General features: G+C 67.9%; 13 protein-coding genes and 1 riboswitch. Of the genes, 3 read left to right on the forward strand and 10 right to left on the reverse strand.

From position 1 onward, the window contains the following. Positions 1 to 21 precede the first annotated feature (21 nt). Positions 22 to 2004: a sialate O-acetylesterase gene (locus RMO51_RS20155; RefSeq protein WP_310397776.1), complete on the forward strand. Its 1983-nt coding sequence runs from the start codon at positions 22 to 24 to the stop codon at positions 2002 to 2004. 76 nt (positions 2005 to 2080) lie between these two features. After that, entirely contained in the window at positions 2081 to 3538 is a 1458-nt protein-coding gene (locus RMO51_RS20160; RefSeq protein WP_310397777.1) for a glycoside hydrolase family 30 protein, read from the forward strand. Positions 3539 to 4073: 535 nt separating this feature from the next. Here the strand turns inward: RMO51_RS20160 and RMO51_RS20165 are convergent. The 10 genes from RMO51_RS20165 to RMO51_RS20210 all read right to left on the reverse strand — a co-directional run bounded on the left by RMO51_RS20165 (position 4074) and on the right by RMO51_RS20210 (position 14159). Further along, entirely contained in the window at positions 4074 to 4640 is a 567-nt protein-coding gene (locus RMO51_RS20165) for a histidine phosphatase family protein (protein WP_310397778.1), read from the reverse strand. Then, positions 4625 to 5419: an adenosylcobinamide-GDP ribazoletransferase gene (locus RMO51_RS20170; RefSeq protein WP_310397779.1), complete on the reverse strand. Its 795-nt coding sequence runs from the start codon at positions 5417 to 5419 to the stop codon at positions 4625 to 4627. Before RMO51_RS20170 ends, RMO51_RS20165 begins: the two co-directional genes overlap by 16 nt. 14 nt (positions 5420 to 5433) lie before the next feature. Then, the gene (gene cobT, locus RMO51_RS20175; RefSeq protein ID WP_310397780.1) at positions 5434 to 6480 is read right to left on the reverse strand and encodes a nicotinate-nucleotide--dimethylbenzimidazole phosphoribosyltransferase; all 1047 of its coding nucleotides are present in this window, start codon (positions 6478 to 6480) and stop codon (positions 5434 to 5436) included. Next, positions 6477 to 7085, reverse strand: coding sequence for a cob(I)yrinic acid a,c-diamide adenosyltransferase (locus tag RMO51_RS20180; RefSeq protein ID WP_310397781.1), 609 nt, complete (start codon positions 7083 to 7085; stop codon positions 6477 to 6479). The genes cobT and RMO51_RS20180 overlap by 4 nt, the downstream gene beginning before the upstream one ends. Positions 7086 to 7219: 134 nt before the next feature. Continuing rightward, on the reverse strand, positions 7220 to 7723 hold the full coding sequence (locus RMO51_RS20185; protein WP_310397782.1) for a bifunctional adenosylcobinamide kinase/adenosylcobinamide-phosphate guanylyltransferase: 504 nt from the start codon (positions 7721 to 7723) through the stop codon (positions 7220 to 7222). Positions 7724 to 7725: 2 nt separating this feature from the next. After that, entirely contained in the window at positions 7726 to 9942 is a 2217-nt protein-coding gene (locus RMO51_RS20190; RefSeq protein ID WP_310397783.1) for a TonB-dependent receptor, read from the reverse strand. A 13-nt stretch (positions 9943 to 9955) separates the two neighbouring features. Then, entirely contained in the window at positions 9956 to 11029 is a 1074-nt protein-coding gene (locus RMO51_RS20195; RefSeq protein ID WP_310397784.1) for an ABC transporter ATP-binding protein, read from the reverse strand. 5 nt (positions 11030 to 11034) lie between these two features. Next, positions 11035 to 12135: an iron ABC transporter permease gene (locus RMO51_RS20200; protein WP_310397785.1), complete on the reverse strand. Its 1101-nt coding sequence runs from the start codon at positions 12133 to 12135 to the stop codon at positions 11035 to 11037. Then, positions 12132 to 13196: an ABC transporter substrate-binding protein gene (locus RMO51_RS20205; protein ID WP_310397786.1), complete on the reverse strand. Its 1065-nt coding sequence runs from the start codon at positions 13194 to 13196 to the stop codon at positions 12132 to 12134. The genes RMO51_RS20200 and RMO51_RS20205 overlap by 4 nt, the downstream gene beginning before the upstream one ends. A gap of 185 nt (positions 13197 to 13381) precedes the next feature. Beyond that, positions 13382 to 13583, reverse strand: a riboswitch (cobalamin riboswitch). A gap of 42 nt (positions 13584 to 13625) precedes the next feature. Continuing rightward, complete coding sequence (locus RMO51_RS20210) at positions 13626 to 14159, reverse strand: AAA family ATPase (protein ID WP_310397787.1); 534 nt, start codon at positions 14157 to 14159, stop codon at positions 13626 to 13628. A gap of 93 nt (positions 14160 to 14252) precedes the next feature. On the opposite strand from RMO51_RS20210, the gene RMO51_RS20215 reads away from it, so the two are divergent. Further along, entirely contained in the window at positions 14253 to 14642 is a 390-nt protein-coding gene (locus tag RMO51_RS20215; RefSeq protein ID WP_310397788.1) for a RidA family protein, read from the forward strand. Positions 14643 to 14742: the final 100 nt, after the last annotated feature.

Raw genomic sequence — 14742 nt, forward strand, 5'->3', positions numbered from 1 at the left:
CCATCGCCTAACTTGCTCGTCTTGAAAATTCTTTGCCTTGCCCTGCTGCCCCTGCTGCTCGCCCACGAGCCGGCCCGCGCTACGGTGCGGCTGCCCCGGCTCGTGGGCGACCACATGGTGCTGCAGCGCGACCAGCCCCTGCCGCTGTGGGGCTGGGCCGGCCCGGGCGAGGCGGTAAGCGTCACGTTCCGGGGGAAAGCCTACGCGGCCACCACGGGCGGGCCCGCCGGCAAGTGGACCGTGACCCTGCCGCCCACGCCGGCGGGCGGCCCCTATGCGCTGCTGATAAAGGGCAGCAATGAAGTGCGGGTTGCGGACGTGCTGGTGGGCGACGTGTGGCTGGCGGCGGGCCAGTCGAACATGGAATGGCCGGTGCGCGACGCCACCGGCGCGGCGGCGGAAATAGCCGCCGCCACCTACCCCACCATTCGCCGCCTCGACGTGCCCAACGTGGCGGCGCTGAGCCCACAGGCGGAGTTTGGCGGAGCGGGCTGGCAAGTATGCTCGCCCCGGACGGTGGGGGAGTTTTCGGCCGTGGCGTATTTCTTTGCCCGCGACCTGCACCAGCACAACCCGCGGGTGCCCCTGGGCCTGATAACGGCCGACTGGGGCGGCACCCCTGCCGAAGCCTGGACCAGCGCCCCGGCCCTGCGCACTCATCCCGATTTTGCGGCCCGCGTGGCGGTGGTTACGGCCGCGCAGCCCAGCATCCTGGCCCAGCAAGCCGACTACCGGGCCCGCGTCGAAGCCTGGCAGGCCAGCCCCGCCGGCCAGGACCAGGGCCGGCGCCCCGGGCAGCTAAGCTGGGCCGCCCCCGGCTTCTCGGCGGCCAACTGGCCCGCCATGCCGCTGCCGGGCTACTGGGAAGGTCAGGCCGAAGCCCTGCGCGACTTCGACGGCGTTGTGTGGCTGCGCAAGGAATTCACCCTGACGGCGGCCGAGGCCGGCCAGCCGGCCCAATTGGCTTTGGCGCGCATCGACGACGACGACTCGACCTGGGTGAATGGCGTGCCGGTGGGCGGCACCCGCGGCTACTACCCCATCCGCCGGTACGCGGTGCCCGGACCGGTGCTGCAAGCCGGGCGCAACGTCATCGCGGTGCGGGTGGTGGACAACGGCGGGGGCGGGGGCATCTGGGGCGCGGCGGCCGACATGCGCCTCACCACCGCCACCCGCACCGTGCCGCTGGCGGGCGCCTGGCAGTACCACCCGGCCTACGACCCGGCCACCCAGCCACCGAACCCCTTTCCCGGCGGGCCCGAGATGCTGCCCACGGCCCTCTTCAACGGCATGATTGCCCCGCTCCTACCCTACGCGCTGGCGGGCGTCATCTGGTACCAGGGCGAAACCAACGCGCCCCGCGCCGAGCAGTACCGCACGCTGTTTGCCAACCTCATCCGCGACTGGCGGGCGCAGTGGCAACGGCCCGCGCTGCCGTTTCTCTTCGTGCAGCTTGCCGGCTACCAGCCCACTGGCCCCGAGCCGGCCGAATCCGCTTTCGCGGAGCTGCGCGAGGCGCAGCAGCTGGCGCTGGCCCTGCCCGCGACCGGCATGGCCACGGCCGTCGACGTGGGCGACTCGACCGACCTGCACCCCCGCAACAAGCAGGCGGTGGGCCGGCGCCTGGCCCTGGCCGCCCGGCGCGTGGCCTACCGCGAGACGGCCACGGTGGCCAGCGGCCCCGTATTCACCAGCCTGACCGTCAGCGGCAACACCGCGCGGCTGCGCTTCACCAACCAGGGCACGGGCCTGGTGCTGAAAGATGCCGGCGGCCCCTACCTGAAGGGCTTCGCCCTTGCCGGGGCCGACCGTAAGTTCTGGTGGGCGCAGGGCGAGGTGCAGGGCGACGCCGTGGTGCTGCGCTGCCCGGCCGTGCCCGCCCCGGTGGCAGTGCGCTACGCCTGGGGCAACATGCCCTTCGTCAACCTCTACAACCGCGAAGGACTGCCCGCCCCGCCTTTCCGCACCGATGCCTGGCCCGGCCTGACGGCCGGCAAACGCTAACGCCGCCGTTGGCGGGGCCGACCTTACCTTTCGTGGCGAGTGCCGCTGCCATCCTTTACCCCAACTTCCCCGCCGAATGCTACTTAAATCCGCCACTTGGGGCCTCGTGCTTGCGCTGAGCGCAGGTCCGGCCTTTGCCCAAAATTCTGCCGCGTCCTACTCGGCGGCCGGCAAAAAAGCCCTGGTGTACGCCACGGCGGCCAACACGGCGCTGCGCCTGTCGGCCCGGCCGGAGCTGAGCTTCCAGCCCGCCGGGCAGCCTGTGGAAACGCAGGTGTGCGTGTTCGTGGACCCCGGGCACACTTTCCAAACCCTGCTGGGCATCGGCGGGGCCCTGACCGACGCCGCAGCCGAAACGTTTGCCAAGCTGCCCAAGGCCCAACAGCAGGAATTCCTACGGGCCTACTACAGCCCCACGGGCGGCATCGGCTACACGCTGGCCCGCACCAGCATCCACAGCAGCGACTTTTCGAGCGGCAGCTACACCTACGTGGCCGACAAGGACGAAGCGCTGAAGACGTTCAGCGTGAAGCACGACGAGCAGTTTCGCATTCCCTTTATTAAGCAGGCCATGGCCGCGGCCGGCGGTAAGCTGACGCTCTACGTGACCCCCTGGAGCCCGCCGGGGTGGATGAAGGACAGCGGCACCATGCTGAAGGGCGGCAAACTGCTGCCCGCCTACCGCCAGGCCTGGGCCGACTACTACGTGAAGTTCATCAAGACCTACGAGCAGCTGGGCATGCCCATCTGGGGCCTTTCGGTGCAAAACGAGCCCATGGCCACCCAGAAGTGGGAATCCTGCATTTTCACCGGCGAAGAGGAGCGCGACTTCATCAAGAGTTACCTCGGGCCGACGCTGGCCAAGGGCGGCCTCGGCGACAAAAAGCTCATCGCCTGGGACCACAACCGCGACCTGGTGTGCCAGCGCGCCAGCGCCGTGCTCGACGACCCGCAGGCGGCCAAGTACGTGTGGGGCATCGGCTACCACTGGTACGAAACCTGGACCGGCAGCGCCATGCTCTTCGACAACGTGCGGCGCGTGCACGAAACCTACCCCGACAAAAACCTGCTCTTCACCGAAGGCTGCCTCGAAAACTTCAAGCTGGACAAGGTCGAGGACTGGGCCCTGGGCGAGAAGTACGGTATGTCGATGATTGGCGACTTCAACGCCGGCACCGTGGGCTGGACCGACTGGAACGTGCTGCTCGACGAAACCGGCGGCCCCAACCACGTGGGCAACTTCTGCTTCGCCCCCGTCATCGCCGACACCCGGGCCGGCAAGCTTATCTACACCAACGCGTACTACTACATCGGCCACTTCTCCAAGTTCATCCGTCCCGGCGCCAAGCGCATCGGGAGCTCCGCCAACCGCGACGCCCTGCAAACCACGGCCTTCCGCAACGCCGACGGCAGCGTGGCCGTGGTGGTGATGAACCAAACTGACAAGCCCCTCGATTTTCAGCTGTGGGTGGCCGGCCAGGGCGCCAAAACCACGTCCGCCGCCCACTCCATCATGACGATGGTGGTCAATTAAGTTGTCAGGCATTAGAGCGGTTTCAGGGTTAGTGTACCAGTCGTCTGGCTCCCCTCTCTTTGGGAGAGGGGCCCGCCCCGCAGGGGTCTCGTGAGGTTAGCTTGGCCGGAGCATGTACACCAATTCCGAAACCGCTCTAGCTGTCAGTTGTTAGCCCCTTGATAAACATCTAACTAACAACGGACAACGAGCAACTGACAACTCGTTTACTTCTGGACGACTACTTAAAGCCTACCCGAAAAATACTTCGGCTGCGCAGACGCCCGTCATGCTGAGCGCAGCCGAAGCATCTCGCGTGCGGCAGTAACTCAATCGGGCAACGAAGCGCGCGAGATGTCTCGGCAAGCTCGACATGACGTTCAGTTTATTTTTCGGATAGGTTCTTAAGTAGTCACGCAGCAGTAAGCGCACTCAATGGTACGTCCTGCTCAGCTGGCGTCCGCTGGCGGTTACTGCTGCACGGGTACTCGACCCAAGCTGCGGACCGTGCAGTTAAGTCCCGCGGGGGCTGTTGTTGAATAGTCCGCCGCTTGGGTCAATGATTCAGGGAGAGCAGGTTCCAACGTCCGTGTTGGTGGCGCAGCTTCGTGACGGAGGCGAAATCAACGTGCAACTGGAAGGCATTGCGCAACGGCATTTCCAAGCAGTGCGCTACCACGGCCCGGATGGTACCGCCGTGGGTGAACACGAGCGCGGGCGTTTCGCCGGGCGCCGCGGCCAGCTCGGCCAGGAAGGCCGCGGCCCGCTGCTGCACCGCCCCGAACGTTTCGCCGCCGGGCGGGGCCCGGGTCACGTAGTCGGCCATCCACGGCGCGGTTTCGGCGGGCGGCAGCTCGTTCCAGGCGCGGTTCTCCCAGGCGCCGAAGTGCATTTCGCGCAGGCGCTCGTCGGGGGTGATGTCGGCCGCAAACTCGGTGGCCAGGGCCAGGCAGCGGGCGGCGGGGCTGCTGAAGACCCGGTGGCCCTGCGCCGGAGCGGGCGGCAGCTTGGCCCGCAGCTGCGCGGCCTCGGCGGCGAAGGTGTCGGCCAGGGGCACGTCGTGGTGGCCGTAGCAGAGGCCGGCGACTTGCACGGCGGTGTGGCGAATCAGATAAAGCTCCATGCCGTCAGAATGAGTAAAAACAGGTAAATCACCCCCTCCGCCACCTGCTGAATGGCCCCCAGGCAGTCGCCGGTGTAGCCCCCGAGCCAGCGCTGAAAGTAGCGCGCCAGCCCGGTTTTCGCGCCGGCCAGGGGCACGAGCACCAGCAGCAGCGCCGGGCACCGCGCCCAGGCCGCGTAGCCCAGCAGCGGCAGGCCCCCCAGCAGCAGCCCGGCCGCCAGCTCGGCGCGGCTGATTTTTTTGGCCACGGGCTTGGCCTTGCTGTCCTCGTTATCGCGGGCGTACTCGTGGGTAAAAATGCAGGTCAGGGCCGTGGCGCGGCTCAGCGGGTGCGCCACCAGCAGCGCGGCCCCAATCCCGGCGGGCGGCAGCCCGCGCAGGGCCGCGAGCTTCAGGGCCAGCAGCAGCCCCAGGCCCACCGCCCCGTAGGTGCCCAGGCGGCTGTCCTTCATGATTGCCAGAATTTTGAGCCGCGTCCAGCCGCCCCCGAACCCGTCGCAGGTATCCGCGAAGCCGTCCTCGTGGAAAGCGCCGGTGAGCAGCACGCTGGCGACTAAGCTCAGCAGCAGGGCCACGTCGTCGTGCCGAAACAGCAGCCGCCCGCCCGCGTACGCCGCCGCGGCCGCGCCGCCCACCAGCCAGCCCACCACCGGAAAATACACCGTGGCCTTGTTCAGCAGCTCGTCGGAATGGCCCACCCAGGCCGGCACCGGCAGGCGGGTGTAGAACTGCACCGCCGTCAAAAACAAGCGCAGGTGGTGGCGCGGCCAGGAATCCATGGGCAAAAATGGGGTTACGCGCCGGAGTCGTCGCTGACGCCCGCGCTTTCAAAAGACGCCATTTCGTTGAGGAAGCCGGCGGCGGCCCGCACCAGCGGGTAGGCCAGCGCGCAGCCCGTGCCCTCGCCCAGGCGCAGGCCCAACCGGAGCAGCGGCCGGCCGCCCAGCTCGGCCAGCAGCCGCCGGTGCCCCTGCTCGTCCGACTCGTGGCAGAACACGCAGTAGGCCAGCACCGCCGGCACCAGCCGGGCCGCCACCAGCAGCGCCGCCGAGGCGATGAAGCCGTCAATCAGCAGCAGCATCCGGTGCTCAGCGGCCCGCAGCAGGGCGCCGCACATTTGCGCGATTTCGAAGCCGCCGAAAGTGGCCAGCACCGCCAGCGGCTCCGAGCTTACCCGCGGATGCGCCGCCACGGCCCGGGTCAGGGTGGCCAGCTTGCGGGCCAGCCCGGCCGCGTCGAGGCCGGTGCCGCGGCCCACGCATTCGGCCAGCGGCTGGCCCGTAAGCAGGTGCATCAGCACCGCCGCCGCCGACGTATTGCCGATGCCCATCTCCCCGACCCCCAGCACGTTGCAACCGGTGGCGTGCAGTTCATCGGCCAGCCGCGCGCCGCGGCGCAGGGCGTCGGCGCACTGGGCGGCGGTCATGGCCGGCTCGTGGGCGAAGTTGCGGGTGCCTTCGGCAATCTTCTCGTCGCGCACGGCGGCCAGGTCGGCGAAACTACCGCGCACGCCCGCGTCCACGATGGTCAGGCCCAGCCCGTTTTGGCGGCAAAAGACATTGATGGCCGCCCCGCCGGCCGCAAAGTTGCGCACCATCTGGGGCGTCACCTCGGCCGGGTACTGGCTCACGCCGGCCTGGGCAATGCCGTGGTCGGCGGCAAACACCAGCACGTGGGGCCGGCGCAGCTGCGGCGTCAGGGTTTGCTGCACCAGGGCAATGCGGTGGGCCAGGGCCTCCAACTCCCCCAGGGACCCCAGCGGCTTGGTTTTGGTGGCTATTTTATGGGCAATGGCCGCCGTGAGCCCGGCATCGGGCGGGGTGATGTGCCAGGACTTCACGCGGTGGGCTCTTCGGTTTTGGGCGCGTCGTCGGCTTTTTTGAAGCGCTTGTACAGGAACAGTTGCCATTTCTCCTCGGCCACGCCGGCTTTGTCCATCTCGGCGCGGGCCAGGGTAAAAAACAGGTCCGACAGGCGGTTGACGTAGGCCGGGATGACGGGGTCCACGGCGTCGGTGGCCATCAGGCTCACCAGGCGGCGCTCGCCGCGGCGCATCTGGGTGCGCACCACGTGGCACAGGGCCGAGATTTCGTTGCCGCCGGGCAGCAGGAAGTAGTCGGAGGGCGAGGTCATTTGGCCTTCCAGCTCGTCAATCCACTCCTCGCACATGCGCGCGCCGTCGGCCGGCATCGGGTTGGAGTTGATTTTCTTGGTTTCCGACGGCCGCGCCAGGTGCGACATCATGTCCATCAAATCCTTCTGAATGGTGTGCAGCCGCGGCTGCCAGGCGTGGTCGTTGCCGAGCTTCACCCGCAGCAGGCCCAGGGTAGAATTGGCCTCGTCGAGGTCGCCCAGGCACTCCACGCGCACGTCGTCCTTGGGCACGCGCGAGCCGCCGAAGAGGCCCGTGGTGCCGGCGTCGCCTTTTTTGGTGTAGATTTTCATGAGTTGGGTTTTAGCTGTTAGTTGTCAGTTGTTCGTTGTCAGTTGTCAGTTAGCCGTTGTGGGTCGAACAGCAGGTTGGGCGGTATTCGTCCAGGCTGACAACTAACAACTGACAACCAACAACTGACAACTACCTATTTCACCACCAGCGGCAGCCCCGACACCATGAAAATGGCGCGGTCGGCCCGCTGGGCAATGTACTGGTTGAGCCAGCCCTGCAGGTCCGCGAACTTGCGGCCCGCCTCGGTGGGCGCGTGCAGACCCATGCCGATTTCGTTGGAGATGGCCAGCAAGGTGCAGTCCTGCAGCAGCAGCCGGTCAAACTCTTCCCGGGCCTGGCGCAGCGTGGTATCCACGTCGTATCCGGCATCGGCGAAAAAGTTGGTCAGCCAGAGCGTCACGCAGTCCAGCACCACGGTGCGGCCCGTCAGGTCGAGGCGGCTCAGGTGTTTTTCTTCCTCCAGCGTGGTCCAGCGGGCGTCGCGGTCGGCCACGTGCCGGGCAATGCGCTGGCGGTGGTCGTCGTCCCAGGCGCGGGAAGTGGCCAGGTACACGGGGCTGGGGCTGAGTTGCAGGGCCAGGTCCTGGGCGTAGCGGCTCTTGCCCGAGCGCTGCCCGCCGGAGATGTAGGTGAGCACGGCTAGAACGAAAGCGTGTAACGGCCCGCCACGTTGCGGCCGGGCAGGTTGTAGCCGCGCTTCTCGTAGTAGTTTTCGTCGGTCAGGTTGTTCACCAGCAGCGAGAACGTGTGCTTTTCGGCCACGGTGTAGCCCGCCGAAAAATCCAGGGTCAGGTAGCGCGGGTACTCGACTTGCGGGCGTAAGATTTCCGTAAAGTCGAGGTCGCGACGGTGGCCCACGTAGTGGCCGGCCAGGCGGGCGCGCAGGCCGCGGTGGCTGTCGTAGGCCACGCCGAAATTGCCGCTCAGGCTGGCCACGTTGAAGACGGCGCGGGTGGTCTGGGTGCCGTCCGCGCTGCTTACAACGTCTTCCGCCTTGAAGATTTTGGTGCCGCCGGCAAAAACCCGCAGCGAGTAGCGGCTCTCGGCCAACGCCCCAAAATCATAGCCGGTAGACGCCTCCAGGCCCCGAATGCGGCTGTCATCGGCATTGATGAAGACCGTGCGCGTAAGCACGAGGTATCCCTCCGGGGTGGTTTCGCCCACCGGTCTGGTCGGACGGGAAAAAATACGGTCCTTGACCCGGGTGGCGAAGTAGGTCACGTCGGCCGAAAGGCCAGTGGCGGGCCGGTCGAAGCGCAGGCCGGCGTCCCAGGTCACGCTCTGCTCATTTTTCAGGTCCGGGTTGCCCTGCGTGACGGCCACTTGCTGCATGGCGTTGGGCGCGGTTTGCGAATAGCCGGCCACATTATAGGCTTCGGGCGTTACGTAGGCCCGGCCGATGGTGCCGTGCGCGTTCAGCCCTTCCACCAGCGCGTACTGCGCGCCCAGGCTGGGGCTGAAGAAGGGGTTGGTCGTCTGGCCCGGCGTGAAGGTGGTCAGCAGGTCGGTCGGCTTCCCGCGGTAGGTGATGAAGTCGTAGCGCGCCCCCGGCGTGACCAGCAGCTTATCCTGCCAAAAGCTCAACTGTCCCTGGGCGTAGAGGCCGGTCGTGTTCAGCTCGTAGTTGGGGTTGAAGGGCGCAATGGCGGTGCTACTGACGTTGAAGCGCTGGGAGTTGCTGGTGGCCTCGTTGCGGTCCACGCCCACGGTAAGGCGCTGGTGGCCCAGCTTCACCACGTCCTTCACCTGCACACCCCGCCACAGGTACTGGCTCTGGAACGAGCGGTAGGGCGCAATGAGCACGTTTCGGTCGTCGGCCAGGGTGTTGTTGTCGTTGGTTTCCCCGGAGGTGTACCCCCGCACGAACAGCTGATGGTGAGCGTAGTCGCCGGTGGCGCTCAGGTCGAGGTTCTGGCGCCCGATGTCCTTGCTCGACGGCGCCAGGTCGCCGTAAAACACGTCGTTGGGCGCCTGCACGTTGCGGGCCACGAACCGCTCGCCGCGCACGTCCACGCGCCAGTGCTCGCTGAGCTGGTAGCCCAGGCGCAGGGCCCCCGAGTAGTAGCCGAGCTTGGTAAAGGCGCGGCGCTGGCCGTCGGCGCGGTCGTCGTCGGTGTTCTGGGTGGTGCCGTCGGCGTAGGTTTTAATGGCGCGGCCGCCGGCCAGCCAGGGCCGGAACAGCCCGCCCCGGCCCAGCTTGATGTCCGCCGCCCGGTCGAACAGCCCAAACGACAGGTCAAAGTCCAGCCCCTTGGTGATGTTGCCGCCCGTGGCCCCGCCCACCCGGAAGGTTTGGTAGCTGCCGTACTCGGCAAACAGGGAGGAGCGCACCGCACCGCGCGACTGGCGCGTCACCACGTTCACCACCCCGCCCATGGCCTGCGAGCCGTAGAGGGCCGACGCCGGACCTTTCAGCACTTCCACCTGCTCCGCGCTGCCCAGGTCGAGGGTGGCCAGGTTGGTGGTGCCGGCCGGGCGGCCGTCCACCAGCAGCAGGGTGCGCTGGTTGAGGCCGCTGGTCTGGGGCCGGAAGCCGCGGATGCCCACGCCCGCCAGCAGGCTGGAGTACTGCACGATGTCGACCGAGGCGTTTTTTTTCAGCACGTCGGTAAACTCCTGGTTCGGCGTCGCCTGAATGTCGGGCCGGCTGATGACCTGTATTTGCTGCGGTACCTTGTCGCGCGCGGTGGCCGAGCGCGTGGCCGTCACCACCACTTCGGTTAGGCTCTGCCGCTGCAACGTGTCGGCCGGCGCCTGGGCCCGGGCCCCGAAAGCCACGCCGGCCAGCAGCGCTGGGCCCAGCACCAGCTGCTTCAGGCGAACCACCCGGCGGGGGAGTATTACAAATTTTTTCATGAGTTGAGCGTAGCTATCGGTTCTGAATAAGCTTGTGAGAGTCTGCCGCCACCTCCGCGGGGTGCCGCGCGGTCGGGCTCCGCAGCGCGCGCAGCAGCGCCTCCACGGTGTTGTGCGATTGAATGGGCCCGTCGAAAACTTGGCTGGTCCAGGCCCCGCCTTCTAGAATCCGGGGCACGGTCACCCGCCGGGCCGCGGGGCCGGCCGTGGGCACGAAGCCTTCGCGCTCCAGGGCCCGGCGCGTCCAGAACGCCGCCGCCCCGTCGCCCCGGAGCTGCACGGTGGGGCCAGCGGGCGCGTGCAGGGCGAAGGTGCCGGTGGCCGGGTCGAAGGCCAGTCCTTCGCGTGCGAAGGCCGCCGCGAACGCGCCGCTTAGCACCAGGTCTTCGGGCGTGCCGGTGCGCAGAGCCCCGTCGGCGGCCAGCAGCCACACCCGGTCGGCGGCTTGCAGCGCCAGGTCCAGCTCGTGGGTCGAGAGCAGGATGGCCTTGCCGGTTTGGCGGGCCAGGCGGTGCAGCAGGCGCATGAGGGCCACCCGGTTGGGCAAGTCAAGATGAGCCGTGGGCTCGTCGAGCAGCACCAGCGGCGTGTCCTGGGCCACGGCGCGGGCCAGCAGCACCTTTTGCCGCTCGCCGTCGCTCAGCTCGCCCACCGGGCGCCGGGCGTAAGCTTCGGTATCGGTGGCCGCCAGCGCGGCGCTCACCTGAGCCTCGTCGTGGGCCGAGAGGGTGCCCAGCCAGCCGGTGTGGGGGTGGCGGCCCAGGCTCACCAGCTCCCGCACGGTCAGGTTGCCGGCGTCCACCCGGTCGGTGAGCACGATGCTGAGCCGGCGGGCGCGCTCGCCGGCGCTCAGCCGGGCCAGGGCCGTCCCGCCCAGGTCGAGCCGGCCGCTGAGCGGGGGCTGCAAGCCAGCCAGCGTGCGCAGCAGCGTCGATTTGCCGGCGCCGTTCGGCCCCAGCAGGCACACCAGCTCACCGGGCCACAGGGCCAGGCGCAGGGGCCCGGTCACCGGGCGGGGCGTTTTGCGGTTGACGAAATAGCCCACCGCAAGGTCCTCGGCGGTCAGCAGCGGCGCGGGTGCAGGCATGGCCATCAGGAAAACGACGAGCGAATGTTCGAGCGGCGCAGCACCACCCACAGCACCACCGGCGCCCCGAGCAGCGAGGTGACCACGCTCAGGGGCAGGGCGGTCTGGCTGCCGGGCAGCTGGGCCAGGCAGTCGCAGCCCAGCGTGAGGGCCGCGCCCGCCAGGCAGCAGCCGGGCAGCAGCACGCGGTGGTCGGCGGTGCGCAGCAGCGCCCGCGTAAGGTGCGGCACGGCAATGCCCACAAACCCAATCGGCCCGCAAAACGCCGTGATGGCCCCCGCCAGCAAGCTCGTGCTGGCAATAATGCCGGTGCGCGCCCGGCCCACCGCCAGCCCCATGCTGCGGGCGTAGTTTTCGCCCAGCAGCAGGGCGTTCAGCGGCTTGGCCGAGGCAAAGGCCAGCCCCAGCCCCCCGGCCACCACGGTCGCCAGCACCGCCAGCTGGCCGCCCGTCACGCCGCCCACCGAGCCAAACGTCCAGAGCAAATACTCCTGAAGCTGTTCCGGGGCGCTGAAGTACTGCCACAGGCTGACGATGGCCCCCGTCACGCTCGCAATCATCAGGCCCACGATGAGCAGCACCACGTTGTCGCGCACCCGCGCCGAAAGCGCCAGCACCAGGCCCATGACCAGGGCCGCGCCGGCCGTGGCGGCCAGCACCAGCCCCCAGCTGCCGCCCACGCCCAGGGCCCGGATGGCAAAGCTGCCCGCCACGCTGCCGCCGGCCATCATCACGGCGGCCACGCCCAGCGCGGCCCCCGCCGTCAGGCCCAGCGCCGAGGGCCCGGCCAGCGGGTTGCGAAACAGCGTTTGCATCTGCAAGCCGCTCACGGCCAGGCCGCTGCCCACGGCCAGCGCCGTCAGAGCCTTGGGCAGGCGGATTTCCCGCACGATAAACGCCCAGGCCGGGACATCGGCGGGCTGCCCGAGCAGAATCTTCACCACCGCCGGCAGCGGAATGCGCACCGGCCCCAGGGCGATGTCGAGCACGAAGGCCAGCCCCACCAGCCCCGCCAATGCCAGCAGCAGCGTGGCCGTGCGCGCGCGCGGCGCGGCCGGGGCTACTTGGCTCGTATCGGGCCCGGCCGTCAGAATAGCCGTGCTCATCGCAGCAATTGGTAATAGTAGAGCTGCCAGGTGGGCAGCAGCTCGGGGTGCAGAATCTTAATCAGGTCGGCCAGCACCAGGTCGGGCCGCACCGCCCCCGATTCCCAGTAGTCGTTGGAGCCCTGAGCGTTGGTGCGGCGGTTGTTGTTGTAGAGCCGGCCGGTTTTGAACGGACCGAAAGCCGCGTACCGGGCGTCCTGGGCCGTGATTTCCGCTCTGGCTTTGGCCGAGCCGGTTTGCAGCCAGTACTCGGCCGTGAGGGCCACCGGGGCCACCGTTTCGAAGGAAAGCGCCAGGCTGCCCTGCGGCGACTTGGTTTGGTCCCAGGCGTAGGTGGTGCCCGCGTCGCGCAGAAACTGGGCCAGGTAGCTGTCGGCGTCGGGCACGTGCCACACGTCCTTGAAGGGCAGGCCCACCACCACGCGGGGCCGCTTGCTTGCTTTTTTTCCCAAGGCGGCCAGGCGTTGGTAGTCGCGCACTACCTGGCCGAACTTCTGGTTCACCAGGTCTTCCTTGTTGAGCAGCACGGCCAGCACCTTCACCCACTCGGCCCGGCCTAGGGGCGTGGTTTCGACCCATTCCGAGTTAATCATGACCGGGATGCCGGCGGCGGCCAGCGTCTGGAACCGGGCCAGGCTCTCGCCGGGCCAGCCGGTGGTCATCACCAAGTCGGGGTGCTGCGCGATGAGCTGCTCGTTGTTGAGCTCCTTGCCCAGGCCCGCTTCCAGGATTTTGCCCGCCGCGATGCGCTGGCGCACCCGCGGGGCGGAGGCGTACTTGAGGTTGCCCAGGCCCACCAGGATGTCGTCGGCCCCGAGAAAATTGGCCAGCGCCACGTGCATCGACGAAAGGCCCACCAGGGTACGAACCGGCGTTTCCACCACCAGGGCGTCGGGGTAGCCGGCGGGCCGGGCCGTGCCGCGGGGCACCAGCAGGTAGCGCGCAGCCGTGGTTTTCTGCTCGAACGGGCTCAGGATGGTGACCACCTTGCAGCCCCCGGTGTAGGCGATGGTGAAGCCCTTGGCGAAGTCCACCGTGGTGCGGCCCCGCGCCGTCGGCACAGCCGTTTTCCGCGCGGAAACTGCGGGAGCGGGGCTTTGGCCCGCGCCCGGCTCTGCGCTGGCCAGCAGCAAGCCGAGGAGCGCGAAGCCGCGACAGACCAGAAAAAACGGGGGTGCGCCACCGGCACGGCCGGGGGGGAGCGAGGGATTGTGCATGGTACGACGAGCCTTTCTGCCGAAAGCTGTGACTGTATGTAGCAAGCGGCAGGTCTTCTGACTTCCCCCACCGGCCGATGGCCTTCCCATTCCCGGGGGAACAGTGGCACCAGGTATCGACCGGTTGTTGGAGGGGGTTACAGCAGCGGAGACTGTCCCGGAATTACACCGGATTCCCTTTTAAAGTCGCCCCGCACCGCGGAAGCGACTACCAATTACTGCCGCAAAGGTAGGCAGAAATACCGGGCGCCGGCCACCAAGCCGCCAAATCCGTCAGAGTGCCACCATGGCCCGCACGAAATCGACCCGCGCCGCCACCGGGGCCCGGGGCAGTTCCAGCACGGCGTAGCCCAGGCCCAGGTAGGTAGCCCGCAGGGCCCGGAACAGGTTTTCAGCCTCGGCGGCCGTCTGCCAGCGCTCGGCGTCGTTGACGTAGATTTCGGGCCAGGGCGGCGCCAGAAACACCGGGTTGTGGTACGGGTGCGCGGCGGCCACGGCGCGGTAGGCGGGCGGCACGGGCAGGCCCGCCACCGCCAGGTAGGCCAGGATGTCGGGGATGCCCCGGTCGAAGAACGTGACCCCGCCGCGCCGCGTGGCCCGCCCGTGCTGGGCCACCATGCGGGCCAGGGCCAGCTCGGCAAACCCGGCCAGGTCCTGCCACGGCACCAGGCCCGTGCCGCGCGCCACCTGCTGCCGAATGAGCCGGCGCGACACTTCGGCGGCTCCCGCGAAGCCGGCCCGGCGCAGGGCCCGCAGTAGCGTAGTTTTGCCGGCCCCCGGCCCGCCAGAGATTGAGTAGAGGGGCATTCCAGTTTGGTTGAATCACAAAAATAGCCTTGCGGATTCTCCAAAGACTCACTTTTGGGTGATTCTGCTCAAGCCCGTTTCTACAAAAATGCCATGAGCCAAAGAAGATTCATTACGCAGGGCGAAGGCCTGCCGCAGTGGAGCACCCCCATCAGCCACGCCGTGGTGGTCGGCAAAATCTGCCACGTGAGTGGTCAAATCTCGGTGGATGCGGCAGGCCACTACGTCCCCGGAACCATCCGCGAGGAGGCCGTGCGCGCCTTTGCCAACTTCTTTGCCGTCTTGCGGGCGGCAGAGTTTTCGTCGGCAGACATCGTTTTCGTCGACATTGCTTTCGCTGATTTGACGGAGATTGGGGAAGTGAATGCTCTTTTCGCCGAATTGTTCCCGGAAGGGCAGCGCCCGGCCCGCACCATCTACCAAGCCGCGGCCTTGCCGATGGGCAGCAAAGTGAAGGTGCTGGGCGTTGCCATCAAAGACTAAAAGACTGTAGAAACGCCTCAACAGTGTGCCATGCTATTGTTCAAAACCCTGCTCTGTTTGGGCCTGGCATTTTGCGTAGAAGCAGCTTACGGCCAAAATG

The sequence above is a fragment of the Hymenobacter sp. genome, assembly GCF_031398885.1.
GTDB lineage: Bacteria > Bacteroidota > Bacteroidia > Cytophagales > Hymenobacteraceae > Hymenobacter.